This is a genomic window from Natrinema ejinorense, from assembly GCF_002494345.1.
In the GTDB taxonomy this organism is placed as follows: domain Archaea; phylum Halobacteriota; class Halobacteria; order Halobacteriales; family Natrialbaceae; genus Natrinema; species Natrinema longum.
Window position 1 is genome coordinate 52,565 of the sequence record NZ_NXNI01000001.1, and the last position, 24,555, is coordinate 77,119.

At 66.2% G+C, this 24,555-nt stretch carries 28 protein-coding genes and 1 pseudogene; 12 read left to right on the top strand and 17 right to left on the bottom strand.

Annotation, left to right across the window (positions count from 1 at the left end):
• Window positions 1-23: 23 nt before the first annotated feature.
• Window positions 24-746 carry a DUF5828 family protein gene (locus CP557_RS00255; RefSeq protein WP_097378053.1) on the bottom strand — a complete coding sequence of 241 codons (723 nt, stop codon included), beginning with the start codon at window positions 744-746 and terminating at the stop codon, window positions 24-26.
• A 283-nt stretch (window positions 747-1,029) separates the two neighbouring features.
• On the opposite strand from CP557_RS00255, the gene CP557_RS21995 reads away from it, so the two are divergent.
• The 3 genes and pseudogenes from CP557_RS21995 (at window position 1,030) to CP557_RS00270 (ending at window position 2,436) form a co-directional block, all read left to right on the top strand.
• The gene (locus tag CP557_RS21995) at window positions 1,030-1,269 is read left to right on the top strand and encodes a hypothetical protein (RefSeq protein WP_143824992.1); all 240 of its coding nucleotides are present in this window, start codon (window positions 1,030-1,032) and stop codon (window positions 1,267-1,269) included.
• 38 nt (window positions 1,270-1,307) lie between these two features.
• Window positions 1,308-1,985 carry a uracil phosphoribosyltransferase gene (gene upp, locus CP557_RS00265; RefSeq protein WP_097378055.1) on the top strand — a complete coding sequence of 226 codons (678 nt, stop codon included), beginning with the start codon at window positions 1,308-1,310 and terminating at the stop codon, window positions 1,983-1,985.
• Window positions 1,986-2,062: 77 nt separating this feature from the next.
• Window positions 2,063-2,436: pseudogene (locus CP557_RS00270) on the top strand (cupin domain-containing protein).
• Between the two features lie 49 nt (window positions 2,437-2,485).
• On the opposite strand, the gene CP557_RS00275 reads toward CP557_RS00270, so the two are convergent.
• A complete protein-coding gene (locus CP557_RS00275; protein ID WP_097378056.1) occupies window positions 2,486-2,680 on the bottom strand; it encodes a YgaP family membrane protein in 195 nt (64 codons plus the stop codon).
• 197 nt (window positions 2,681-2,877) lie between these two features.
• Between CP557_RS00275 and CP557_RS00280 the strand changes: the two genes are divergently transcribed.
• Complete coding sequence (locus tag CP557_RS00280) at window positions 2,878-3,759, top strand: hypothetical protein (protein WP_211290157.1); 882 nt, start codon at window positions 2,878-2,880, stop codon at window positions 3,757-3,759.
• A 42-nt stretch (window positions 3,760-3,801) separates the two neighbouring features.
• Here the strand turns inward: CP557_RS00280 and CP557_RS00285 are convergent, their stop codons facing one another.
• The gene (locus CP557_RS00285; protein ID WP_097378057.1) at window positions 3,802-4,419 is read right to left on the bottom strand and encodes an IMPACT family protein; all 618 of its coding nucleotides are present in this window, start codon (window positions 4,417-4,419) and stop codon (window positions 3,802-3,804) included.
• Between the two features lie 186 nt (window positions 4,420-4,605).
• Between CP557_RS00285 and CP557_RS00290 the strand changes: the two genes are divergently transcribed.
• Entirely contained in the window at window positions 4,606-5,028 is a 423-nt protein-coding gene (locus tag CP557_RS00290; RefSeq protein WP_097378058.1) for a DUF7522 family protein, read from the top strand.
• 81 nt (window positions 5,029-5,109) lie between these two features.
• On the opposite strand, the gene CP557_RS00295 is transcribed toward CP557_RS00290, so the two are convergent.
• On the bottom strand, window positions 5,110-5,613 hold the full coding sequence (locus CP557_RS00295; RefSeq protein WP_097378059.1) for an amino acid-binding protein: 504 nt from the start codon (window positions 5,611-5,613) through the stop codon (window positions 5,110-5,112).
• 149 nt (window positions 5,614-5,762) lie between these two features.
• Here CP557_RS00295 and CP557_RS00300 point away from each other — a divergent pair, with 149 nt between their 5' ends.
• On the top strand, window positions 5,763-6,596 hold the full coding sequence (locus CP557_RS00300) for a prolipoprotein diacylglyceryl transferase (RefSeq protein ID WP_097378060.1): 834 nt from the start codon (window positions 5,763-5,765) through the stop codon (window positions 6,594-6,596).
• A gap of 61 nt (window positions 6,597-6,657) precedes the next feature.
• On the opposite strand, the gene hisB is transcribed toward CP557_RS00300, so the two are convergent.
• Window positions 6,658-7,245, bottom strand: coding sequence for an imidazoleglycerol-phosphate dehydratase HisB (hisB, locus tag CP557_RS00305; RefSeq protein WP_097378061.1), 588 nt, complete (start codon window positions 7,243-7,245; stop codon window positions 6,658-6,660).
• 277 nt (window positions 7,246-7,522) lie between these two features.
• On the opposite strand from hisB, the gene CP557_RS00310 reads away from it, so the two are divergent.
• Both CP557_RS00310 and CP557_RS00315 read left to right on the top strand, forming a co-directional pair.
• Window positions 7,523-7,789, top strand: coding sequence for a hypothetical protein (locus CP557_RS00310; protein ID WP_097378062.1), 267 nt, complete (start codon window positions 7,523-7,525; stop codon window positions 7,787-7,789).
• A 174-nt stretch (window positions 7,790-7,963) separates the two neighbouring features.
• Window positions 7,964-9,034 carry a quinone-dependent dihydroorotate dehydrogenase gene (locus CP557_RS00315; protein ID WP_097378063.1) on the top strand — a complete coding sequence of 357 codons (1,071 nt, stop codon included), beginning with the start codon at window positions 7,964-7,966 and terminating at the stop codon, window positions 9,032-9,034.
• A gap of 72 nt (window positions 9,035-9,106) precedes the next feature.
• On the opposite strand, the gene CP557_RS00320 is transcribed toward CP557_RS00315, so the two are convergent.
• The 5 genes from CP557_RS00320 to CP557_RS00340 all read right to left on the bottom strand — a co-directional run bounded on the left by CP557_RS00320 (window position 9,107) and on the right by CP557_RS00340 (window position 14,535).
• Window positions 9,107-10,714: a hypothetical protein gene (locus CP557_RS00320; RefSeq protein WP_245852846.1), complete on the bottom strand. Its 1,608-nt coding sequence runs from the start codon at window positions 10,712-10,714 to the stop codon at window positions 9,107-9,109.
• 2 nt (window positions 10,715-10,716) lie between these two features.
• Window positions 10,717-11,475, bottom strand: coding sequence for an ABC transporter ATP-binding protein (locus CP557_RS00325; RefSeq protein WP_097378065.1), 759 nt, complete (start codon window positions 11,473-11,475; stop codon window positions 10,717-10,719).
• Between the two features lie 78 nt (window positions 11,476-11,553).
• Window positions 11,554-11,793 (bottom strand): hypothetical protein, encoded by a 240-nt coding sequence (locus CP557_RS00330; protein WP_097378066.1) that lies wholly within the window; start codon window positions 11,791-11,793, stop codon window positions 11,554-11,556.
• Window positions 11,794-11,973: 180 nt separating this feature from the next.
• Complete coding sequence (gene allB, locus CP557_RS00335) at window positions 11,974-13,341, bottom strand: allantoinase AllB (RefSeq protein ID WP_097378067.1); 1,368 nt, start codon at window positions 13,339-13,341, stop codon at window positions 11,974-11,976.
• A 66-nt stretch (window positions 13,342-13,407) separates the two neighbouring features.
• Window positions 13,408-14,535 carry a serine hydrolase domain-containing protein gene (locus CP557_RS00340; RefSeq protein ID WP_097378068.1) on the bottom strand — a complete coding sequence of 376 codons (1,128 nt, stop codon included), beginning with the start codon at window positions 14,533-14,535 and terminating at the stop codon, window positions 13,408-13,410.
• Between the two features lie 105 nt (window positions 14,536-14,640).
• Between CP557_RS00340 and CP557_RS00345 the strand changes: the two genes are divergently transcribed.
• The 3 genes from CP557_RS00345 (at window position 14,641) to CP557_RS00355 (ending at window position 18,108) form a co-directional block, all read left to right on the top strand.
• Window positions 14,641-16,545, top strand: coding sequence for a molybdopterin biosynthesis protein (locus CP557_RS00345; RefSeq protein ID WP_097378069.1), 1,905 nt, complete (start codon window positions 14,641-14,643; stop codon window positions 16,543-16,545).
• Between the two features lie 154 nt (window positions 16,546-16,699).
• The gene (locus tag CP557_RS00350) at window positions 16,700-17,677 is read left to right on the top strand and encodes a cobalamin-binding protein (protein WP_097378070.1); all 978 of its coding nucleotides are present in this window, start codon (window positions 16,700-16,702) and stop codon (window positions 17,675-17,677) included.
• Window positions 17,674-18,108: a desampylase gene (locus CP557_RS00355; RefSeq protein ID WP_097378071.1), complete on the top strand. Its 435-nt coding sequence runs from the start codon at window positions 17,674-17,676 to the stop codon at window positions 18,106-18,108. Before CP557_RS00350 ends, CP557_RS00355 begins: the two co-directional genes overlap by 4 nt.
• A gap of 252 nt (window positions 18,109-18,360) precedes the next feature.
• Here the strand turns inward: CP557_RS00355 and CP557_RS00360 are convergent, their stop codons facing one another.
• Together CP557_RS00360 and CP557_RS00365 are read right to left on the bottom strand one after the other, a co-directional pair.
• Window positions 18,361-18,801, bottom strand: coding sequence for a hypothetical protein (locus tag CP557_RS00360; RefSeq protein ID WP_097381467.1), 441 nt, complete (start codon window positions 18,799-18,801; stop codon window positions 18,361-18,363).
• Window positions 18,802-19,116: 315 nt separating this feature from the next.
• On the bottom strand, window positions 19,117-20,601 hold the full coding sequence (locus tag CP557_RS00365; RefSeq protein WP_097378072.1) for a sulfatase-like hydrolase/transferase: 1,485 nt from the start codon (window positions 20,599-20,601) through the stop codon (window positions 19,117-19,119).
• Window positions 20,602-20,727: 126 nt separating this feature from the next.
• Here CP557_RS00365 and CP557_RS00370 point away from each other — a divergent pair, with 126 nt between their 5' ends.
• The gene (locus CP557_RS00370) at window positions 20,728-20,937 is read left to right on the top strand and encodes a hypothetical protein (RefSeq protein WP_097378073.1); all 210 of its coding nucleotides are present in this window, start codon (window positions 20,728-20,730) and stop codon (window positions 20,935-20,937) included.
• Between the two features lie 14 nt (window positions 20,938-20,951).
• On the opposite strand, the gene CP557_RS00375 is transcribed toward CP557_RS00370, so the two are convergent.
• From CP557_RS00375 to CP557_RS00395, 5 genes are all read right to left on the bottom strand, one after another.
• Window positions 20,952-21,485, bottom strand: a complete 534-nt coding sequence (locus tag CP557_RS00375; RefSeq protein ID WP_097378074.1) for a DoxX family protein — start codon at window positions 21,483-21,485, stop codon at window positions 20,952-20,954.
• A gap of 131 nt (window positions 21,486-21,616) precedes the next feature.
• Window positions 21,617-22,915, bottom strand: coding sequence for a histidine--tRNA ligase (gene hisS, locus CP557_RS00380; protein ID WP_097378075.1), 1,299 nt, complete (start codon window positions 22,913-22,915; stop codon window positions 21,617-21,619).
• An 80-nt stretch (window positions 22,916-22,995) separates the two neighbouring features.
• The gene (locus tag CP557_RS00385) at window positions 22,996-23,586 is read right to left on the bottom strand and encodes a DUF7411 family protein (protein ID WP_097378076.1); all 591 of its coding nucleotides are present in this window, start codon (window positions 23,584-23,586) and stop codon (window positions 22,996-22,998) included.
• Complete coding sequence (locus tag CP557_RS00390; RefSeq protein ID WP_097378077.1) at window positions 23,586-23,936, bottom strand: DNA-binding protein; 351 nt, start codon at window positions 23,934-23,936, stop codon at window positions 23,586-23,588. The genes CP557_RS00385 and CP557_RS00390 overlap by 1 nt, the downstream gene beginning before the upstream one ends.
• A gap of 97 nt (window positions 23,937-24,033) precedes the next feature.
• Window positions 24,034-24,489: a 30S ribosomal protein S19e gene (locus CP557_RS00395; protein WP_097378078.1), complete on the bottom strand. Its 456-nt coding sequence runs from the start codon at window positions 24,487-24,489 to the stop codon at window positions 24,034-24,036.
• Between the last annotated feature and the right edge of the window lie 66 nt (window positions 24,490-24,555).

The window sequence follows — 24,555 nt, forward strand, 5'->3', positions numbered from 1 at the left end:
AGTCGGTGTGTCGGTCGGCCGTCTCAGTTCGTCGTGGATCTGGAGTTGTCGTCGGGTTCGGGTGGTGGCTCCGCACCCTCGATCGCTTCGGCCGCGTCGGTGTTTTTCTCCACTTCGACGTGCCAGCGGTCGATCTCGTCCTCGTACTCTGCGAGGCGGTCGGAGACCTCTTCTTTCAGTTCGTCGTCGTTGACGTTGACCTCGAAGACGAACTGTTCGCCGTTGTCGCCGTTTCGCGTCGACTGCTGGACGTTGGCACTGACGAGTTCGTTGTCGAAGTAGTAGGGCGCGAGCTGGGTCATCACGTTCTGATAGACCGTGTCCTCGACGCGGCGCAAGGCCTTCCGACTCGCGGAGTCGGCCGCGCGCGCGACGTAATCGACCGACTCCTTCCAGTTGTCCATCGCGGCCCCCGCGTCGTCGTCCTCGAGTTGCTCGTAGGACTCCGAGAGTTTCTCGCCGGCGGTTTTGATGTCTTCGTCGGGCTCTTTGCCCGCTTTCTCGCCTTTGCCCTCCTCGACGCTGGCCTGATCGGCGGTCTTTTCGCTGACGTCGGACTCGAGCGTTTCGTGGGCCTTGGGTCGCCACTCGTCCCACTCCTCGAAGGCGCGTGCGAAGTCCGCGCCGTCGTCCTCGTCAGGATCGTGAACGTCCACGTCTCGAAGGGCGCGCGTGATGCGCTCGCCGTGTTCGACGATATCGCCCCAGTCACCGCGAACTTTGAACCCCGAGATGCTCTCTTCCATTCGGCTGGGCGAGTCATAGCGTGCGGATCGGTATAAACTTCTCTGCCGTGACCTGCTTGGCCGGGAAATCGTCGGCCGTGGTGAGCTCTCGGAGCCGCTGCAACGGTTTCCACACTACTCGCGACGCTGTCGGGCGATTAAGTGTGCAGTGGCTTTCAGTGAGTACTCTACTGCTGCCCACCCGTTCCCTGCCCGCCACCGTCCCCTGCGTTCCCGCTCCCCACTCACGCATCATCCCACCCCCGGTTCGGTGCCCATCCATCCGCTGTCCACCGCTCGTTTCGTGGCCACCGACCAACTCGAGGGACGTCGTACTGGAATCGATCGGCCGCTCGATCACCCCGATCGTCTCGGCGACGTGGGGATGGTGCTGGTCCTGCCGGCGCTTGGGGCGGCTCTCGGTGGCCATCCGGACGACCGTGTCGGCAATCACGGGCCCGAATACGGCGTTTCGGGCGATCGACCGCGCGGTAACTCCGGTCAGTTCCGCGAGACGACACGTCGGGTCGCCGTTCGCTGCTGATCGATACTGTGAACTACCCGGCGAGTGGCCATACGGGTATGACGATCGAAGACCGCGATAACGCCTATCTCATCACGCACGCACTGGCGAAGGACACCCTCTCGCGCCTGCGAGACGTCGAGACCGAGCAGGTCAGCTTTCGCAAAGGGCTGGTCAAACTCGGCCGAATCTGTGGCTACGAGATCATCGACGGCCGAATGGAGACCGAGTACGTCGAGATCGAGACGCCACTGGAGCAGACGATGGGCGAGCGGGTCCGCGGCCTCGACGACGTCGTCATCATCAACGTTTTGCGCGCTGCGACGCCGTTCGTCGAAGGGCTGTTGAAAGCGTTCCCACGAGCGCGACAGGGTGTTATCAGCGCGAGTCGCGACGAGGAAGCCGGCCGGGCCGAGGACGGCTCCTTCCCGATCACGGTCGACTACGTGAAGCTGCCCGAAATCCACGAGGAGGACACGGTCATCATCGCTGACCCGATGCTCGCAACGGGGAGTACGATGTGTACCGTCCTCGAGCACGTCGTCGAGAACGCGACCCAGCCGGAGAACCTGATCGTTCTCTCGGCGCTGTCGGCACCCGAGGGACTGCTTCGGGTCAACGAGGCGTTCGACGAAGCCGACCTGTTGACGGTGTCGATCGACGACCGCCTCGACGAGGACGGCTTCATCGTCCCCGGCCTCGGCGACGCCGGCGACCGCGCGTTCCGGACGACCTGATTCGGTCGCTCCGGCCGGCTGTCGGGGCGGAACCGGGTGCCGACGGACTTTCGCGGATCCCCGCGAGTGGAACGTCTATGGAGTACAGCGTCGTCGATCCGGACGACCTCGAGCGAGCCGACGACCGACCGTGCGATCTCCGCCGACTGAGCGAGGCGGCCGGGATGGACAACGTCGCGATCAACCACTTCGACGCGAAGCCGGGCGAGCAGTTGCCGCTGGCCTCCCACGTCCACGACACCCAGGAGGAGCGTTCCTCGTCCTCTCGGGACCGCTTCACGTCGAGACACCTGAGGAAGACCCCGTCGTACCCGAAGGCTCGATGTTCGCGGCCAAACCCAACTCCCCACACCGAGCGTACAATCCCGACGACGCCGAGGGATCGGTCTCGGTCGTCGCGATCGGTGCGCCGCCGGTCGACGACGTCGCGCCCTACGATCTCGCCGAGTAAGCGGTCGAGCGATCTCCGGGACTGTGCGATGCTCGCGGTACTATCGACCCTATTCGCAGGTGTCGATTCCCAGCAACGCGTTCATCGGACATCGCTGGATAACCGCAGTAGCGAAGAGGTCGCTCCCGGCGATGAACAGGAGCGTACCAGCCGTCCGATTTCGGTTTCGGTACCCGATCACCAGTAACACCGCCGCGAGGACGAACCGGCCGAGCCGGTCGTATCCGCCGACGTTTTTGTCCATACCGAAGCGAACGTTCGAAAGCGGTATAGAGGTTCTCACCGATCCCCTCGCTTTCGATCGACTACCGTTCGGCCGGCTATCCCGTCAGCGGTTCGAACCGGACGAGCCGATCACTCGAACGCGAGGCCTCCGTCTTCGAGTCGTCGACAGTCGCCACTCTCATTACTATTTTAACACCACTGACCGTCCCTTCGGTCGTGACTGATCGTGACTCGAGTCGCTCGCTCGAGCGCGGCGAGGAGGCCACCGAGAGATCGGACCTGGCGTTTCGACTCGCGTTCGGGGGGTACGTCGGCGTTCTCCTCGCGGGCATCGTGGCGAGCGTCCTGGCCCTGACGGACCGCCCGTCGATCGTCGTTCTCGGAGCGACGGTCGTCGCTCTCCTGAGCGGGTGTCTCGTCGCGATCGCCCTCGCGAGGCACGCCGGCGGGCTGGCGGTGTGGCTCGGCGGAACCCGCGGCCGGCGATCGGCGATCGTTCTCCTGGCCGGTCCGTTCGGGATGGCGACTGCCGCCTCGCTGGTGACTGCGTTCCCCTCACGATTCACCAACGCGACACTCGGAGCGGGGATCGTCGTCGCCATCGTCGGGGCCGTCCTCGGATGGATGGCCCAGAGCCGCGCCGTGAACGCGGTGACGGGGGACGAACCTGCAGCGACGTGGCAGTGGCAGCCCCCGAGCAGCCCCAAACTGGACGCCGTTTTGCTCGCCACCTGGGCCCTCTTGGGGGCGACCGCCGCCGCCAGTGGCGACTGGGCGGAGTCGATGCTGTGGGCTGGTCTGGCGGCGTTCTGGGTGTGTAGCAGTCTCGTCGAGGGCCGTTGGCGGGTGGGTTCGGTGGGAGAAACGCCCGAAATCCGCGTGTATGATGCCGGTCTCGTCAAACAACGGCCGTATACCCGATCGCTCGTCTCGTGGAGTGACGTCTCGCACGTTCGGGTCCGGGAGGACGAACTCGTTCTGGATCGCGGCCTGTTCGACGTTCGCTTCGATCGTGACGAACTCGCGGAGCTCGAGGCCATTCGGGCGGAAATCGAACGCCACTTGCCTGACGGTGTTCCGAGCGCAGTCGCGGAGTGATGGAGTCGAGCCAGCCACACAGGCCCTGCTCGGGGTTCTTCGTCACTCGAGGTCGGCTCGTCCGCTCGTCGCGCTCCGAACGCGATCCCGGAACGCCTCGCCCTCCGCGAGCGGGACGCGAACGTCGAAGCTGACCGCGGCCTCGTAGTCGGCCTCGAACTCGTAGCCCTCGCTCTCCAGAATCGACCGGACGGTTCCGGAGTCGTCGTACTCGACGGTGATCGTGACCCGTTCGTGGGGTCGCTCCTCGACGATGCCGGCCGCGTCGACTGCCTCTTTCACCGCGCGGGAGTACGCTCGGACGAGTCCGCCGACGCCGAGATTCGTCCCGCCGTAGTAGCGCGTCACGACGACCGCGCAGTTCTCGAGGTCCTGCTGTGCGAGGACGTTCAGCGCCGGTTTCCCGGCCGAGCCGGAGGGCTCGCCGTCGTCGCTGGAGTACTCCCGGAGGAAGTAGCCGTCCGTCTCCTCGTCGCCGGCCCGGACGCGATAGGCTGGCACGTTGTGGGTCGCGTCGGCGTACTCCTCGCGGACCGCGTCGACGAAGGCCTCGGCGGCGTCGACCGATTCGACGGGCCGAACGTGGCCGATGAACTCCGAGCCCTGGACGACGAACTCGGCGGTAGCCGGCGCCACAACGGTGCGGTATGCCCGGCTCACGGCCGTCCACCCTCCACGTCTCGCCGCAGATGTCGCAACTCGAGGCCGGCCATAGCCGGCGATACTGCCGCCGGCGAAAAGAGCCCGTCGGTCCCGCTTTTCGGTCGCCTCGGGAACTGGTTCGGCTCCCGGGTACGTTTCGCTGGGACCCGTAGGCTATTATTACTGCGTGCGCTTTGTCCACACATGGACGGGGAAACTATCGCTTCGGAACTCGCAGATGAAATACACAGCGTCTGTCGGACGACGGTCGGCGACGAACTCCGTAGTATCACCTACTTCACCGAGGACGAGGTCGAACAGCTGTACCTCCGATCCGACCTCGAGCAGACCGCAGACCTGATCGGCTTCGCCGAACACGAACGACTTGGCTTTCGCTCGCAGTCGGCCTACCGGAACACGCAACTCGGCGAGTATCAGGCGACGATTCGCATGTTCGAAAACGGCTACCTCTCGCGGGTCATTCGCGGCCCACACGGCGTCTGGGTGACGACCGACGACATGTCGATGGAGCGATTCGAGGAACTCACGAGCGCGCTCGCGTCGGTGCTCGACGAGTACGCGGACACCGTCGACGTCGAGGGCGAACGCGACGACGGAGACAGGTAGGTGTCGCTGGGTCCCGACGCACCCGCAGGCGGGTCGCCGCTGGGTCGGCACTGACCGACAGGAGTCCGTCCGAGCAGCCGGTTACTGAATCTCGATCTTCCGGACGAACTCGAGGTCGCGCAACGCGGTGATCACCTCGCCCGGCAACTCCTCGTCGGTGATCAGGTAGAGCCGGGGTTCGTCGGTGAACTCGGGATCTTCGCTGATCGTCTGGCGAATCGAGATGCCGTGTTCGGCCAGGGTTCCCGTGACCGTGGCGACGAGCCCCTTCTGCTCGGCGTCGATCACTTCGATCGAGAGGACCGTCAGATCGAGCACGGGTGCCAGATCCATCAGACTCGGTACCTGCGAGATGTTCTGGAAGATCCGGCGCAGCTCGGGATCGTCGAGGATGACGTCGGTCGTCGAGTCGACGACCCGGCGATCGACACCGATTTCGCGGGCGATTCCCGTGTTCGGAATCTCGATTCCACCGGAAACGACCCGGCCATCGTCGTTGACCGAAAAGCCACGCTCGAGGAGCAGTCGGATGACGGCCTGCTGACTCGGCGACCCCTCGAACTTCTCCATGATCTCGTCGAACATTCGTTGCCGAGTGTACGCACGCGCCGGTATAATGCCCGGTGGTCGGCTCCGCAGCGGCGGGTCCGGTGGCGCGGGAACCGCCGGCGATCCGTCACGCCGGGTGACCGTCCGACGAATGCCTTTTTACTGTCTCCGTGACAGTCGATAGTATGCGCCAACTCCGGAGCTGTGACTTCTGTGAGGCCGACGCTGTCGGTACGTTCGAGATCGTCCCCCCGGAACTCGAGCCGACCGACGCCGAGCAGCGCCGCGTCGTCTGCTGTTCGAACTGCAAGGAGCGACTCGAGACCCTGCTGGAACCCTTGCTCGCCCGTGCCGGGGCCGACGCTGTCGACGGTGACCGCGACGCGACTGTCGATCGCGACCGGACGGGCACGGGGACTCCCGTCGCCACCGCCGACGAATCGACGGCGAGCCGATCCCGGACGTCGGCTCCTCACGCGACCGTCTCCGAGCCGACTGGTGCGTCCGACGATCGAGCCGGTTCCCCGGCGGGCGAGGACGAACCGGACCCCGAATCGGAACGCGAGTCCGGGTCGCGATCCGAATCGGTACTCGAAGCGGGGATTACCTTCGAGCGCGACGCTCAGGCGGACAGCAGTGGCGAGCGACCGGACGACGATGGCGTCGACGAGGTGGCCGACTCGAGCGCCCCGTCGGAGCCGGCGTCCGACTCGCCGGCCGAGACGGAGTCGTCGGAATCGGACCCGGCGACCGACGCGGAACCCGACTCCGAAGCCGATTCGGCCGATTCTTCGACGGCCGTGACCGAGCGGACGGACTCGTCGAGCCGGCCACCGGCGGCGTACAACAAGGTCGTCCGGCTCCTCCGAAACCGCGAGTTCCCGATGAAACGCAGCGCCGTCGAAACGTTGGCCGCTGGGGCCTACGACCTCGAGAGTCACGAGGTCGAGGCGATCGTCGACCACGCGATCGAGGACGGCGAGTTCGTCGAGAAGCGAGGGAAACTCCGCCGGACGTAGCCGATCGTTGGTGTTCGACGGAGTCCGGCTGGGGCCGATCCCCGAGCCAGTGCGTGACCTGCTACAGCGTTCCTTTCGTACTCGGCGTCCCGTCTCGGCGCTCGTCGAGTCGCGTCGCATCGTCGAGGGCCCGCGTCAGGGCCTTGAACAGCGCCTCGACCTCGTGGTGGGCGTTCTCGCCCGTGACCTCGAGATGGAGCGTCAGGCCGGCGTTCATCGCCAGCGATTCCCCGAAGTGACGCGCCATGTCGCTCGTGAACCCGCCGATCGATTCCTGGGAGAAGTTCCCGTCGAAGTAAAACCGCGGCCGCCCGCTCACGTCGACGACTGCGCCAGCGATGGCCTCGTCCAGCGGGACCCGGCGATCCGCGTACCGGACGATCCCCGATCGATCGCCGAGGGCCTCGTCCAGCGCCGTTCCGAGTGCGATCGCGACGTCTTCGACCGTGTGGTGATCGTCGATCTCGAGGTCGCCGTCGCAGGTGACCTCGAGGTCGAACAGGCCGTGGTTGGCAAACGCCGTCAGCATGTGATCGAAGAACCCGATGCCGGTGTCGACCGTGGCCGTTCCGGTGCCGTCGATCTCGAGCGTGCACTCGATCGACGTCTCGGCCGTTTCGCGCGTGACAGTTGCCGATCGCTCGCTCATGAGAGAGTGATGCTGCCCCCGGTACAAGGGGGTTCCGCTCGTCGCAGTCCACGCATCGCTGACCGACGCTCGATAGTCGGCTCGAACGCCGATCGACGTCGATTCAGCAAAACGCTCTCAGATCAAATTATAAAATGTCTAAGTATCTCTGAAGGAGTATAAAAAAGTAATTTGACGCCGATCTCGAGGGTGAAACGGATCGAAATGACGCCAATATTCAACCCGTTATATGATCGTCTGGCTGAATGTGTTATTCGAGAAGAGGTGTCCCGACCCCATGTCAAACCCCTCCACCGTGTCGAACGAATCGATCGCCCCGTCGGACCCTGAGGCAAAACTCCTCAGGGAGTACTCCGACCGAATCCGCCGCTCGCTCAAAGGCCCCGCACAGTTCCTGTCGTTCTGGATCGCTATCGCCTTACCCTTCATCCATCTCCCGCTCCTCGCACAGGGGCTCGGCGATCCGACCGTCACGCTGACGTTCGTCGTCTTGCTTGCCATCAACGTCCTCGCCCTCTACGCGGGTCACGGCTACAACAACTGAGCCGCTCCGTCGACGGTCGGCTCCCCTGCCCGATTCGGTCCCACACTTGATTCGCGTCTTCCGAACTGTTCTTCCGTTTCGCTGTGCACGTCCGGCTAGTCGGTACCGGTTCGCGTCGATTGGTCCTCGAGCCCTTCGAGACGTTTACCTGTGGTCCGGCCCGACGTGGGAGCAATGACGCTGTACTCGCGGCTCCGCCCCCTCGCGTTCAAACTCCCGGCCGAGACGGCCCACGAACTCGGCAAACGGACGCTCCGGGCGGCCCAGTCGACGTGGCCGACGCGAACGGCGCTTTCGTATGCGTATCGGTACGACGACCCCGCCCTCGAGGTCGACCTGTTCGACACCACGTTTCCGAACCCAGTCGGCGTCGCTGCCGGCTTCGACAAGAACGCCGAAGTGACCCACGCGCTCGCGGCCCTGGGCTTTGGCTTCGTCGAGATCGGGACCGTCACGCCCTACCCGCAGGCGGGTAACGACCGGCCTCGACTCTTCCGCCTGCGCGAGGACGAGGCGATGATCAACCGGATGGGGTTCAACGGACAGGGGATGGAACGCGTCAAGTCCCGACTCGAGGCCGACGGCACGCCCGACATCCCGCTGGGGGTCAACGTCGGCAAGATGAACACCTCGAGCGAGCGGGAGGCCATCGAGGACTACCGGCGCGTCTTCGATCGGCTCTCGCCGTTTGCCGACTACGTCGTGGTGAACGTCTCCTGTCCGAACACGCCCGATGAGTTCGACGAAGGGTCGCCCGAGCATCTGCGGACGATCTTCGAGACGCTCGAGGCCGAAAACGATCGGGACGTGCCGATCCTGGTCAAGATCGGCCCCGACGAGCCCGAGGAATCCGTCTTCGACCTCGTGGACATCGTCCGGGCGTTCGACCTCGACGGCATCGTCGCGACCAACACATCCACGAGCCGCGAGGGGCTCACGTCGCCCCGACGGGAGGAGTGGGGCGGGCTCAGCGGGAAGCCCCTCGAGGATCGCTCGACGGCCCTCATCCGCTCGCTGGCGGACTATACCGACGGCGACCTGCCGATCGTCGGCGTCGGCGGCGTCGATTCGGCCGAAAGCGCCTACGAAAAGATCCGCGCCGGTGCATCCCTCGTTCAACTCTACACCGGATTCGTCTACGAGGGACCCTCGACCGCCACCCGGATCAATCGCGGGCTCTCGGACCTGCTCGAGCGCGACGGCTTCTCGTCGGTCGAGGACGCCGTCGGCGCGGACCTCGAGTGAGCGGCCCCGCCGGCGAAACCTGGGGCCACGTGAATCCCGTATCCGGGTACCTCCTGCATCCGCGTAGTACTTTCAATCGAAGTGGAACCCTTCGACGCGACGGACCGCGTAGGCTGCCGAGAGGAGGCCGGCGATCGCTGCGAGCGTACACGACGCGATCGTTCCGACGATGCGGACGACGGCCTGTGACGGGCCGATCGCCGACGCGATCGCGTGGCCGACGATCGAGCTGTGGGCGACGAGCGTCGGCATCGCAACGAGGAAGACGACCAGCGAGTAGGCGGTAAACGCCAGCATGCTCGGGACGATCGCTTCGGTGCTCCGGGAGACGCTGACTTCCTCGAAGCGGGGGAATATCGCGCCGATCCCGGTGGCGATCGGACCGGCGAAGACGGTGAGTACGAGCGCACTCACGGCAAGCGTGACGACTGCCCCCATCGTGTGGGGGCTCGCTACCCCGAGTCCGACGACCGTCACGAGAGTTACCGGCCCCACGAGGAGCACACCGGCCACGACGTGTCCGACGACGAGCGCTCGGCCGGGGGCCCTGCTCAGAAGCGTCGCCGGGAGGGCGGCCCCTTCGTTCCCGACGACGTTGAGCGCGAACAACGCGCCGGCGATCCAGGGGCCGAAGCAGACGATCCAGATCGGGAGCCCCCGGCCGATCGTTCCCGTCTGGACGGCGTTCATGACGGGACTGATCAACAGAAAGAGGGGATAGACCGCGAACGTCAGCGTGATCGGGGCTCGCCGCGCTCGCTTCCAATCCGCCGTCGCGACGCCCAGTACGGGCTGTGGGAGAAGTCCCGACAGTCGGTTCCCCGTGGACGAGGATTCGGGCTCGGCTTCGTGCTCGATGTGAACGCCGTCGGCGTACCAGACTCCGGCCGCGAGTCGGGGCAACGCGGCGGCGCTCGCGAGCAGGAACGCGCCACTCGCGAGCAGTGTTCCGGCGCTGCGACCGATCGATGCCCCCGACACCGAGCCCACGAGCGCGAGGTCGCCGTACCAGCCGATCGGTGTCGGCTCGAGGAGGTGATACAGCGGCTCGAGCACGGACGCGAACGACTGCGTGAAAATGACGCCGAAGTAGGCGATCGCGAGCAGTCCGAACAGGACCGACCGGAGTCGCGTCAGCAGTTTCGATCGCACGCCGGCGTTTCTGATGGTGAGCGAGACGAGGAAGCCAGTCGTGAGCGCCGTCGCCAGCGTCGTGCAAACGGTCAGAAAGAGGAGTGGTGCCGACAGCACCGATCCGGTTCCCGCGGCGAACAGGAGTGACCCGCCGACGGCGATCAGGATGGCAGGGGCTCCCCAGACGACGCACTCTGCCAGCAGCAGGCCGGCAAGCAGTTCCCGGTGGGAGACGGTCGTCAGATAGCCCTCGAGGCGGTCCGGGCGGAGCGCCGTCGCGTACGCTCGATAGCCGCCGAAACCGGCGACGAACAGCCACGCGTAGACGAATCCGAGCCGGGTCAGCGACAGCGGCGTTTCGATCTCTCCGGACGCGACTCCCGAACCGAAGAGGTAGGTCCCGATCATCCCGCCGAGCCCCAACGGGACGAAGAACAGGGCGGAGATCCCGATCGCGATCAACTGGGCCGTGTTTCCGGACAGGACCCGCCAGCGGCGGCTGAGTTCGAGGCGACCGATCGTAACGACGTGTTCTCGCGTGCCCATCGTCACTGTACCGCCGCGCCGTGGTCGGTCGTGACCGCCAGGAAGACGTCCTCGAGCGTCGAGTCCGACTCGCTTTCGACCTGCCGAGTCAGGGCCTCGGGAGCTCCCTCGGCGACGATTCGGCCGTCCGAGAGCACACCGACGGTATCGGCGAGCTCCTCGACGACGGGGAGGATGTGCGTCGAGAGGAAGACGGTGTGACCCTCGGCGGCCATCTCCGCGATGGCGTCCATGACCGTTCGGGCGGCCCGCGGGTCGAGTCCGCTCGTCGGCTCGTCGAGGAAGAGCACGTCGGGTTCGTGCAATAGCGCCTGAACGAGCCCGATCTTCTGGCGCATCCCCTTGGAGTACTCTTCGATCCGTTTCCCGGCATCGCCGGCCAGATCGAAGCGCTCGAGCCACGCGTCGATCCGCTGCTCCGCCGCCGAAGCGGGGATATCGCGAAGCCGTGCGAAGTACTCGAGCTGTTCGTACCCGGTCAGTTCGTCGAACACGGGCGGGTCCTCGGGCAGGTAGCCGATCGCGTCGCGGACCCCGTCGCGGTCGGTCACGGGGGTGCCCACGATCCTCGCGTCGCCCGCGGACGGCCGAGTGAGAGTCGTCAGCATCCGCATCGTGGTCGTCTTGCCCGCCCCGTTCGGGCCGAGAAAGCCGTAGACGGTCCCCCGCTCGACGGCGAGGTCGACGCTCTCGACGGCGAGCGTGTTGCCGAATCGTTTCCGTAAATCGGTTGCCTCGATCGCTAACTGGGTGGCGGACATCGGGTTGTCTCTGTCGTAGTTTTCATGTGGCGAGTTGTTCGTTGAATCGAAACGATCTGCGTGTCGTCGACGAGACGATCAGCCGGGCTCTGGATCGTCGATCGCGTCGTCGAGCCCGTGGTGTTCCGCGGGGCCGACGATCTCGTCGGTTCGCTCCTCGCCCCGCAGTTCTCGCGTGCGTGATTCCTCCCGTTGGGGTTCGACGACCGACTCCGCCTCGCCGCCGGTGACCGAGAGAAACACCGACCTGAGCTGTTCGGTTTTGTCCGTTCCGTTCGTTTCGTCGTTCTCGCCGGCTTCGGTTCGTTCGTCACTCATGGCTGCCGTTCCCTACTGAGGCCGGAAGGCCGGCGTGTGAATATAAACCGGCTGCCACTTTCACGACCTGAAAACGCGCGCGGACGACGAACCCCGACGGGCCGATACCTCGAGACCCGCCTCACGGAGTGCGTGGGCGGCTAGCCGTCCGAGGCCGACGAGCAGCAACGAGAGGCACGTTCAGTCGACGTCGACGCGCGTTCCGTACCCCGACTCGCCGACGACGTCGCCGTCCTCGGCGACGACCGCGCCGCGGACGACGGTCGCGACCGCTCTCCCCGTGAACGATTCGCCCTCGAAGGGCGTCACGCAGTTCTTCGAGTGTAACGCCGTCCGATCCTCGAGCGTCCACTCCCGATCCGGGTCGACGACGGTAAAGTCGGCGTCGGTCCCGATCTGGAGCGACCCTTTCTGCGGGTACATCCCCCAGACCTGGGCCGGCCGCGTCGAGTGGCGTCGCACCCACTCCTCGAGCGTGAGCCGGCCCCGATCGACGAAGGTGAGCATGGCCGGAACCTCGGTCTCGAGGCCGACGAAGCCCGAAATCGCGTCCCAGGTGTTCCCGAACGGATCGTCGACCAGTTTCTCTGCTGGCGTATGCGGTGCGTGATCGGTGGCGATACAGTCGATCGCGCCGTCGTCGATGCCCACGTCCCAGAGTCGCTCGCGCTCGTCGGCGTCCCGGATCGGCGGTTGGACGCGGGCGACGTTGCCCTTCTGTCGCATGACGTCCTCGGTGAACCAGAGGTAGTGAGGTGTCGTCTCGGCGGTGACGTCGATCCCACGAGTTTTCCCGCGGGCGACGGCCTCGGCGGCCGATCCCGACGAGACGTGGAACATGTGGATCTTCGCACCGGTCTCCTCGGCGAAGGTGAGCATCCGCTCGACGGCCTCCCGCTCGGCGATCACGGGCCGGGAGTGGGAGTGGTCGATGGGTTCGTTTCTCCCCTCGGACTTGAACCGCTCCGTGTAGTAGTCGATTATCTCGCCGTTTTCCTCGTGGAAGCCCAGCCGCTTGCCGGTCTCGCGGATCCGCTCCATCGCCTCGAGGATTTCGCCGTCGCCTGGCGGGGGCACGTCGCCGACCGTCGAGCCCAGGAAGATCTTGTAGCCCAGCGCGCCGGCCTCGTCGATTTCCGGGATCAGATCGAGGTTCTCAGAGGTGACGACCGCGTAGCTCTGAAAGTCGACGTGGGCCGAGGCCTCGCCGCGCTCGAATTTCAACTCGAGGTGCTCGGGCCGGTCGATGACCGGGTCCGTATTCGGCATTCCGACGACGGTCGTCACGCCGCCGGCGGCCGCCGCTCGCGTGGCCGACTCCCAGTCTTCCTTGTACTCGAGGCCGGGCTCGCGGTTGTGGATGTGACAGTCGACGACGCCGGGGACGAGGACGTTCCCCTCGCCGTCGAGGACGCGATCCGCGTCGGGGAGCCGATCGCTCCGACCGACGGCGACGATGGTGCCGTCCTCGACGGCGACGCCCGAATCGGGGGAGCGACCCGCGGGCGTAACGACGGTACAGTTGCGCACGACGAGATCGACGCTCATTGGCGAGAGGTTGCCGAGGGCGGCGCATATAGCTTCCCCAAACGGCTCGTCTCCCGCCGATCGAATCTACCGGAGCGCCTGCCGAACCGCGTCCGCCAGCGCGTTCACGCGCGCGACGTGTTCGTAGGACCCCTCCCGAACACCGTTCGTCACATAGGAAAAGGCGACGTTCTCCTCGGGGTCGGCCCAGCCGACGCTGCTTCCCAGCCCGGCGTGGCCGAAGACGTGCTCGGGAGAGAGGGAGCCATACGGCGCGGTTGCGGTGCCGCCTTTCCAGAACCCGAGCGCGAACCGCGCTTCCCGGCCGAGCGTTCCGTCCGCGTCCGTCTCCGCTTCGAGGCGCGCCATCTCCTCGACGGTTTCGGGCTCGAGGAGCTGGGTTCCCTCGAGTTCGCCGCCGTTGGCGAGGCAGGCGTAGAAGCGGGCCATGTCGCCCGCGGTGCCGATCCCGTTGGCGGCGGGGATCACGGCTCGGTGGACCGCTTCCGCGTTGAACGGGGCCGCGACTTCGGCGTTGTCCCCGAGTCCCTCGCCGGGATCCCGACAGCGGTCGAACGCGTCGAAGCCGACCAGCGTCGCCACGTCGTCGTCCTCGTCCTCCCGGAGGCCGATGCCGGTGTCGTCGAGCCCGAGCGGGTCGAAGACGCGCTCGGCTGCGGCCTCCTCGATCGGCGTGCCCGTTACCCGACGAACGAGTTCGCCGACGAGCCAGCCGAACGTGAGCGCGTGGTAGGCCGGCACCTCGCCCGGCGGGTAGTTCGGCTCCATCTCCTCGAGTTTCTCGACGGCGGCGTCCCAGTCGCCCCAGAGGTCGGGTCGGTCGTCGATCTCGCCCTGGTTGAGCCCCGCAGTGTGGCTGAGTACCTGTCTGACGGTGATCTCGGCCTTTTCGGACCCCTCGTCGGCGAACTCGGGCCAGTGGTCGACCACCCGATCGTCGTACCCGAGTTTTCCCTCCTCGACGAGGGAGTGTACGGTCACCGCGGCGTAGGGTTTCGTACTCGAGAAGAGAACGTGGCGTGTCTCGCGGGTCTCGTCCGGCCCCTCGGGCCCGCTGACGCCGCCCGCGAGGTCGATGGCGCACTCGCCGTCGACGTAGACGGCGAGTTGGGCCCCGTGATGGAGTCCGACCTCGAGGTGTCGATCGAAGAGTTCGGCGATGCGCTCGCGATCCGTGTCGGAAATCCGTGACATGAGTCGGTACACTTCGGGCTGGTGCTTAATCGTTGTCGTACGAGAACATATCACAGCGACGCCCGGGCGACCGACGTTTTTACCCTCGGCACTCCAAGGACTGCTATGAACCGCAAGGAGTTTCGCGATCTCGCCTCCCCCGACGAGGCCCGCGAGGCGATCGACTCGCTCTCGCTCGAGGGCGGCATCGAGCGCGTCTCCCTCGAGGAGGCCCGCGGCCGGGTGCTCGTCGCTCGACTCGACGCCGAACTCGACGTACCGGGGTTCGACCGGGCGAATATGGACGGCTACGCCCTTCGGGCGCGGGACACGTTCGGCGCGGACGAGGCTGACCCCGCCCGCCTCGAGCTAGTCGGCGCGGTCCACGCTGGCGCGGAGCCGGCTGTCGCGCTCGAGTCGGGCGAGGCGGCGGAGATTTCGACCGGCGCGGTGATGCCCGACGGTGCCGACGCGATGGTGCCGGTCGAGCGAACTGATACGGACGGTGACGAGGTCCTGATCCGTACCTCGGTCGCCCCCGGCGACAACGTCATGTTCGCGGGTGCGGACGTCGCGGCGGGCGAGCGCGCGCTCGGCCCTGGAACGACGATCACGCCCCGCGATATCGGCCTGCTGTCGGCGCTGGGGATCGACGAGGTCCCGGTTCGGGCGAAACCCCGGGTCGGCATCGTCTCGACGGGCGACGAACTCGTACGGCCGGGCGAGGAGGTACACAGCGACCGCGGGGAGATCTACGACGTCAACAGCTACACCATCGCCGCGGGCGTCGAAGACGCGGGTGGGGAGCCCGTGCTCTACCCCCACGCCGGCGACGATCAGGACGAAATGGAGCGGATCCTCCGGGAGGCCGCCGAGGAGTGTGACCTCGTGCTCTCCTCGGGATCGACCAGCGCGAGCGCGGTCGACGTCATCTATCGGGTCATCGAAGAACAGGGACAGTTGCTGCTCCACGGCGTGAGCGTCAAGCCCGGGAAGCCGATGTTGATCGGGCGGTTGGACGATTCGGCCTACGTGGGGCTCCCTGGCTATCCCGTCTCCGCGATGATGGTCTTCCGGGCGTTCGTCGCGCCGGCAGTTCGGAGGGCGGCCGGACTGTCCGAACCTGCGGCCGCAACCGTCTCGGGACGGCTGGCCCGCCAGGAACGCTACGAGGGGGGCCGCCATCGACTCATGCCCGTCGGCCTCGTCGGGAGCGGGCCGTCGGAGACGGCCCGAAACGGAGGCGGAGAATCCGCCGAAGAGAGCGGCGACGGCGAGACGCTCGTCTACCCCGTCGACAAGGGCAGCGGCGCGACGACCAGCCTCGCCCACGCCGACGGCGTCGTCGAAGTCGGCCCCGAAACCGACTACCTCGAGGCAGGCGAGTCCGTCACGGCGACGCTGTTCTCGCCCGACGTCCGACCGCCGACGCTGTTCGGGGTCGGCGAGGACGACCCGACGGTCTCGCGCCTGCTCGACGGCCTCGAGAACCCGCGGTACCTCTCGGTCGGGACGCGGCCCGGGCTGCGTCGACTTCGAGACGGCGTTCCCGACGTGGCTGTGGCTGCGGGGCCACTCGAGCGAGATGTCGAAGTGACTGAACTCGGCCGCTGGGACCGCGAGTGGGGGCTGGTCGTCCGGGCGGGCAACCCCGACGAGATCGAGGGGCTCGCGGACCTGGTCGATCGGGACCTGCGCTTCGTCAATCGGACGACCGATTCCGGGTTGCGCTCGAGTCTCGGCGGTGCGGTCGCCGCGTTCGCGGACGAACGGGGAACGACTCGTCACGAAATCGTCGACGCGATCGACGGCTTCGACCTCGGACTGCGTGCCCACGAGAGCCCCGCTCGGAAGGTCATCGCGGGCGACGCCGACGCGGGCCTCGGCCTGCGCGAGACCGCCGAGCGGCTCGACCTGGGCTTCGTCCCACTCGGGGAGCAGCCCGTGCGAGTCCTCGCGAATCCCGATCGGACCGAGAAGGAGGGGGTTCGAGAACTCGAGCGAGCACTCGAGGGGGTATCGCCACAGTAGCGGCGAGTGCCACCGCTCAGTCCACAGACCTTCGCGATTCGATGATTCGCCACGATCGCAGCAGTCCCGTTTTCGTCTCTCTTCTCGGTCGTTCGGTGCGTCGCATCGATTCTCGAGGGCGTCGTTTTTACTCTCACGCGCCCTACCACCAGCCATGCGAATCGTCACGACGCTCCCCTCGGCCACCGAGACCGTCGCCGCGTTGGGCCTCGAGCCGGTCGGCGTCTCCCACGAGTGCGATTATCCGCCGAGCGCAGCGTCCGCGCCCGCAGTCACCCGCTCGAAGATCGACGCCTCGGGCTCGAGCGGCGAGATCGACCACCAGGTGCTCGAAACGTCCGACACCGAGGACGGCGTCTACGACGTCGACGTCGAGATCCTCGAGGAACTCGACCCGGACGTGATCGTCACCCAGGGAATGTGCGACGTCTGTGCGGTCGACGTGGCGATCATCGAGGACGCCGCGGATCGAATCGAAGCGGACCCGGAAATCGTGCCGACCGATCCTCATAGCGTCGGCGACGTACTCGATGATCTCGAGCGGATCGGCCACGCGGTCGGTCGCGAGGAGCGCGCTCGAGAGGTTCGACGCGATCTCGAGTCGCGACTTGAAGCAGTTCGGGACCGCACTGGAGATCGCTCTGCCGAGGACCGGCCACGCGTGGCCATTTTCGACTGGACCGATCCCGTGATGATCGCGGGCCACTGGACGGCCGAACTCGTCGACTGGGCCGGCGGCGAGTACGGGCTGGCCGACGCCGGCGAGCGCTCGAGGCCCCGCGAGTGGGACGACATCCGCGCGTACGACCCCGAGGTCGTGATCGTCGCGCCCTGTGGTTTCGACCTCGAGCAGACGGCACGGAACCGGACGGACCTCACCGAGCGCGACGGCTGGGACGAGTTGACGGCCGTGCAAGAAGATCGGGTCTGGGCGATGGACGGCGATCACTACCTCAATCGGCCCGGACCGCGGCTGGTGGACACCCTCGAGGCGCTGGCACCGATCGTCCGGCCCGAGCGGTTCGACGGCCCCGATCCCGAGGTCGCGGTGCCGTTCGACGACCTCGAGGGGATCGCGTCCACCGAGACCAGTGACTCGGATGCCCGTACCGAGGTCGACTCGCGACCGTGATCGTCCTGCCGACGGCCGTTCGGGAAGCGATCTTCGAGCGCGCTCGCGACGGCGATCCCGACGAGATCTGTGGGGTTCTCGGGGGCGAGTACGAACCTGGAAGCCGAAGCCGCGTGGCCTCGCAGCATCCGGCCGAAAACGTCGCCGAAGAATCGCGGACGCGCTACGAGATCGATCCCGAGGAACAGCTTCGGATCTTCGACCGCCTCGAGGACCGCGGCGAGGAGATCGTCGGCTTCTATCACTCCCACCCCCGGGGCCCGCCCCGTCCGAGCGCGACCGACACTGCGCGGGCGACCTGGCCCGATCGCTCGTATCTGATCGTCTCGCTCGAGCCACTCGAGGTGGGGTCGTGGCGGTGGCGGACGGCCGCCGACGGAGCGGACGCCCCCGGCGATCGGTTCGAAAGGGAGGAACTCGTCGTCGAGTGAGAGCCGATGGTCACGGCGAACGAGGGGCTCTCACGGAGATTCTTGTCGTCCAAGACCGGACGGTACAGGAAAAGACATGACGGGCCTGCCCCCGCTGGCCCGCCACGTCGACGATTCCCGGGAACCGTCACTCGAGGGTTGGCGCTAGTCGAATGTCATTCTTTCGCAGGTCGTGAGTGACAGTCACGACGAAGTGACAGTCTCGCCGGAGCGCAATCGTCGTCGTTCGGATACCGTACGCTGCGGTCGATACTACTCGTCGCCGGCGTCCTCGAGTTCGTCGGCCTTCTGCCTCGCCTCGGCTGCCTGTTGCCGAAACTCCTCGATCCGTTGGCTGAGCTTCTTGCCGGCGGTGTACGTGAACTCGTCGGGCATCATCCCGTACTCGATGTCGAGGGTGATCATCGTGTCACAGCCCTCGACGATCTCCGGTGCCCAGCTTCCCTGTGCCAGTTTCGACTCGTCCGTGACGACGGCTTCGCCGTCCTCGACGTCGATGAACGCGCTCACGATGTTCCAGATGTTCGGGTTGCTCGAGCTGACCTCGTCGAACAGCCCCTCGAGGCGCGACCCTTTGAGCTCCGCTTCGCGGAGTTCTTCGAGGAGGTCCTCGAGGGCGTCGGCGATCTCCTCGTACTCGGCGGCGTCCTCGCGGAGGGCGGCCGGCGAGTCGTCCGAATCGGTCCCCGTCATCGGGTCTCCCCCGTCTCGTCGGTGTCGGTGATCATAGCGGAGGGTAGCCGCTTCGGCACCGTAAACGTACGCTTCCGTTCCGGAATCGGTTCGCGGAGTCGTCTCTTCCGAGAACGCCACCGAGCGCTCTGCTATCGTTCAGACGGCAACGACGCGACGCTGTGCTCTCGTGGCGGCATTGAGGCCACGCCCTCCCCAGCCGATTCACTCGCTCCCGTCGGTCGCTCGCTCATCCCTCGCGCGATGTCATCGACCGTCCTCGTTCGCACTCGGCCGGCCGACAGCACGCGCCACCGCCCGCTGAGGACGGAATAGCTACGAGGCGTTCTCGAGGACGCCCCTCACCCAGACCCGGTTTGGGTCGTCCGTCTCGTGCATCCATTCGATCAACCGCTCGCGCATTTCTCTTCGGGTGTCCGCGTATTCGGGGTGGTCGATCAGGTTTTGCAGTTCGTCGGGATCGGCCGCGAGGTCGTACAGTTCGTCGATGTCGGGACCGTTGTAGACGTATTTGTACCGCGCCGTGCGGACCATCCGCTGGCTGTAGAGCCCGAACTCGTCGCCGTGGTACTGAGCGAACGTCGAGTCCCGCCAGTCGAGGTCCGCGGGCGGCTCGCCGCCGTTCTCGAGTATGGGAACCAGACTCCGCGAATCGAAGCTGTCGGGCGCGGGAACGTCGGCGATCTCGAGGATGGTCGCCGCGAGGTCGTGGAGGTGGACCGGCGTGTCACAGGTCGCCCCGCCGTCGACAACGCCCGGCCAGCGCACCTGTAGCGGAATGCGGTAGGTATCGTCGTACATCAGCGGCCCCTTGTTGAACTGGCGGTGGCCCCCGATGAAGTCGCCGTGGTCCGACGTGTGGATCACGACCGTCTCGTCGGCCAATCCTGCCTCCGCGAGCGTCTCGAGGATTCGCTCGATCTGGTGGTCGATCATCGTGATAAAGCCCCGGTACTTCGCGAGCGCTTCGGCCCACAGCTCCCAGTCGAAGTCACTGACGCCGCGATAGGCGAGGTAGTTCTCGTGGACCCGCGGTTTCCCGTCGTAAGTCTCCGCGTAGCTCGCGGGCGGCTCGATTTCGCTGGGATCGTACATCGAGGCGTATGGTTCCGGGACGACGTAGGGGTGGTGAGGGCCGTAGAAATCCGTCCGGTGGAAGAAGGGGCCATCCCGGTCGCCGTCGGCGTGGGTCTCGATCGCGTCGATCGTCCGCTCGGCGAGGAAATGGGCACGGGTATCCGCGACGTCGACGGCCGTCTTCGCGGCGACGAACGTCCCCTCGTCGCTCTCCCTGGGATCGTCGCCGGTGTAGAGTTCCTCCTCGAGAGCGGCCTCACCGACGGGAGTGCCCCGCTCCGTGCGGTACTCGCGGAACGCCTCGTCGATGTCGTCGTGGTGTTTGTCGCTCCCGCCGAGATACGAGAACCCGAAGTCGGCGGGTGTCCGATCGCGACCGGCGTGCCATTTGCCCGTGTAGGTCAGGTCGTAGCCCGCCGCGACGAGTTCCTCCGAGAACGTCGGCAGACCGTCGGGTACGTTCGCCCGGATCGCGTCGGGCTCGTGGCAGTTGTTCAGCATCCCGTGGCCGTGGGGGAACTGCCCGGTCAGCAGCGACGCACGAGCGCTCGAGCAGATGCTGATCGGCGTGAACGCCCGCTCGAAGCGGATCCCCTCGCTCGAGAGTCGATCCATCGTCGGGGTCTCGACGGGCGGCCCGTCGGGTGTGCTGGAGTCGTATCGTTCCTGATCGGTGAGCACGAACAGGACGTTCGGGCGGGTGTCGGCGTCAGCGTCGGCCATCGGACGTGGTACATCACCGCCGTAGTTAATGATGGGACCTGCACTCGGCCCGACGTACGAGTAGGCGAATAAGCCATCACTGTATGAACCCCATCGTTCATTAGAAGGCCGTTCGACGGGCTATTCGTGTTGAGCGCGTACTGTGGAGAGTGTGAGTGGCAGTACCGGGCCGAAGGGGACGCAACTGGCGACTGCAGCCGTGCGATGATCGACCACTTCGTCGAGACCGGTCACTCGCCGATCGAGCGACGCGATGCGGCCGCGGAACTCGTCATCGACGACCGGTTCGACCCGGTCGACGCGGCCGAGAGTGGTCGCGACCTCTCGAAAAAGTAAGGGTCCAAACGGCCTCAGCCAAGGAGGTAGCGCAGCCACGGCCGCCGTTGCACGAACTCCAGTTGCTCGAGGGTGGCGTCGACGCCGAGGATGCGGCCCGCGGCGAAGACGCCGATGATCGCGAACATGAGGAGTCCGAGCAGGTCCCCGTTGACGTAGCCGTGTGCCCAGTCGGCGTTGCCCAGGTAGAACAACGTCATGAGCACGCCGCCGAAGAAGGCGGCCAGTCGCACGAGCGCCCCGAGGATGAGCCCCAGTCCGATGAGGAACTCACCGAGGGGAATCATGACGTTGGTGAACTCGAGCAGCCAGGGCGTCCCGGCCACGAGTTCGAAGAGGCCGGCGATGGGCGAGGAGGCGTTCTGCAGGTAGCCCCCCGCGTTGAACGGCTCCCCCGCGACGAACGCGAACTTGGACCATCCCGAGTGGAGGAACCAGTAGCCGACGAGCAGCCGCACCGCCACCAGCAGGTAGCCGGCGACCGAATCGGCGTACTCGAACTCTTCCCGCCTGCCGAGCCACTGAACGGTGGCTTCCGTTGTAGACATTGGTCGTCACCTCACGACTGAGGATTGGCACTCTCGGGCGTTAATACCCCCTTTCGTTCCTGTCTGCCGGGAACCGGGTCCGATTACGCCACGCGATAGAGGGTGTTTAAACGGACGGGCGAACGCGTTCGCTACGCGAGATCGTCGAACGTCGGCCGCTCGAGATCGCCGGGGAACTCGTCGACCGGAACCTGCGTCTGGTCGCCCGACGCCATGTCCTTGATCGTGACTTCGTCGTTCGCGAGGTCCTGTTCGCCGACGATGACCACGGTCTCGGCGTTGATCGAGTCGGCGTAATCGAGCTGTGCGCCGAAGGAACGACCCGCGATGTCGGTCTCGACGACGTGACCCTGCTCGCGCAGCTCCCCGACGATCCGGGCCGCTTCCGACCGCGTGTCGCCGATCTGCAGGACGTAGTAGTCCGTCGTTACTTCTTCCTCGGGCCAGACGCCCGCTCGCTGCAACAACAGCGACAGGGTCGCGTGGCCCGGCGCGACGCCGACTGCGGGCGTCGGCTGGCCACCGAAACTCTCGATGAGGTCGTCGTAGCGGCCGCCGCCGAAGATCGATCGCGAGACCTCACCCGCCGAATCGAAACACTCGAAGACCACGCCCGTGTAGTAGTCCAGCCCACGGGCCGTCTCCAGCGAGACGGTACAGTACTCGCGAGCGCCGAAGTCCTCGGCGGCGGCGAGCACGTTTTGAAGGTTGTCGACGGCAGCGGTGACGCGCTCGGTGTCGGCGAACGCCTCTACCTCGTCGAGATCGCCGCCCGCGATGAGGTCGTCGAACTCGGCGGCCTGCTCGGCCGACAGGCCGGCGTCGATCAGTAAATCGTGATACTCGACCTGCGAGAGCTTGTCGGATTTGTCGACCGCGCGAATCGCCGCCTCGGTGTCGACGTCGGTGTCGTAGCTCTCCAGGACCCCCCCGAGGATGTCCCGGTGGGAGACCCGGAACTCGAAGTGCTCGCCGGTGAGGCCGAGGCCGGTCATCGCGTCGGCCGCCCACGCGAGGATCTCGGCGTCGGCTTCGGGTGCCGACGAGCCGAAGATGTCGACGTTGGTCTGGTAGAATTCCCGATACCGGCCCTGCTGGACCTGCTCGTAGCGCCAGAACGGTCGCGTCGAGACCCACTTGATCGGCTTCGAGAGCTCCTGTTGTTTCGCGACGACCATCCGGGCGACCGTCGGCGTCAGTTCGGGGGTCAACGTCACGTGGCGACCGCTCTGGTCCTCGAACGAGTAGAGCTCGTCGACGATGTCGTCGCCGCTCTTGTCGGTCCACATCTCGGCACGTTCCAGCGCTGGCGTCCCGATCTCGCGGAACCCGTACTCGCGGGCGGTGTCCTCCAGAACGTCGATGGTCGCTCGCCTGGCGGCCATCTCGCCGGGATAAAAGTCACGAAAGCCCTTGATCCGGTCGTACATGGGAACCCGTTCGGCGACGGCGGCCTTTTATCCTTCCGTTCGGCGGCGGTCGGCGATCGCCTGCCTCGAGCAGCGATCGGTCAACGGACGTTCGTGACGTACGTCTGATCGTGGTCGGGAAAACACTCCTCGATCGCCGCCGGTCCCGCTTCCTCGGCGAGGAGCGTCCGGAGCTCTGCCTCGTAATCCGCTCTGTCGATGTCCTCGCTTGGGCCAACTGTCACGTCCAGTCGCGCGTCGACGAGCCGGTCGACGGCCGACCGGCCAAAGCCCGATAGCGGCGCGATGTAGTCGACGCCGTGGCGATCCTCGAGGCTCTGGGCCTGTGCTCGCGACACCGTCGGGACGCGGTCGTCGCGCCGCGTCCCGTCCCCGATGGCGTCGAACTCGCGGTCCGCGAGTCGTTCGAGGGCGTGCTGGTGGACCAGCTGGATGCCGTTTCGCGGAAAGCCGTCGTCCCGAATCCGCCCGACTGCCTCGCCGGCGACGTCGGGATCGCACTCGAGGCGTTCGAAATCGAAGCCGGCGGCGCGGGCCGTTTCGCGGGCGTGTTTCCAGTCGTCGCTGATCCCGAAATGGGCCGTCAGCAACGTGACATCGTAGAACTCCTCGAGCAAGAGCGCGGCGAGCGTCGAGTCTTTGCCGCCGCTGTAGAGCAGTCCGAGCTCCATTACCGGCGCTGGATGTCGAAGCTCTGCGAGTCCGGCTTGAGCTCCTTGAGGAGCTGTTTCATCTTCTCGTCGTCGATTTTGCCCTGAATGCGGCCGCTGCGGGCGAGGCTGATGACCTGCCGTTCGACCTGCTCGCCGAACTGGGGCTTGCTCATCTTGACGGTGTTGAGTCGTTTGCGAGCCTCGTCGGTCAGATGCTGTCGCAGGACCGCCTTCTTCTGGGCCTCGGCCTGCTGTTGGGCCGCCTCCTGCCCGGCCTCGCCCTGCTGGGACTCGGCGCGGTCCTGTAGCTGCTCCATTTTCTTCTGTCGGAGTTCCTCGAGTTTCTCCTCGTCCGGTGAACCACTCATAGTTATACCGTACTTGTCCGGCACGCCGGAAAATGATTACGGACGACGGGAGCGATGGCTCTGGGCGGTGAAACCGACACGAAAACGGACGCTCCGATTACGCGTATCGCTCGAGTTCCGGCCGGTCGAGTTCTTCGAGGACGGTGCCGGCGGTGTCGTCGAGCAGGCTCCGGCCCTCGGCAGTGATTCGGCGACCTTCGCCCTCGGCGGTCTCGACGAGGTCCTCCTCCTCGAGTTGCTGGAGGATGGTCCGGATCAGGTTCTTCGAGCCGTCGGCGCGTTTGTCGGGCGCGACCTGGTAGCGGTTGGAGCCGCCTTTCGCGCCGCCGTACTCCGTCGAGAGTCGCTCGACGCCGACCGGACCGCGGTCGGCGACCTTGCGCAGGAGACTCGCGGCGCGGGTGGCCCAGAAGTCCTCCTGTTCGGGCGGGAGTTCCTTGTCGACGCCACTCTTGGCGAACGCTCCCCACTCCGGTTCCTCGAGTCGATCCGCGAGATCGTCGGCGAGCGCCTCGATGAGGTCGTCCGCCGGAACGTCGTACATCGTAGCCATTGGCGTGTGATTCCCGTCGGCGGCATTTAAGACCATCGTATCTGTGCAGCCGCCTGCGGCCCGGAC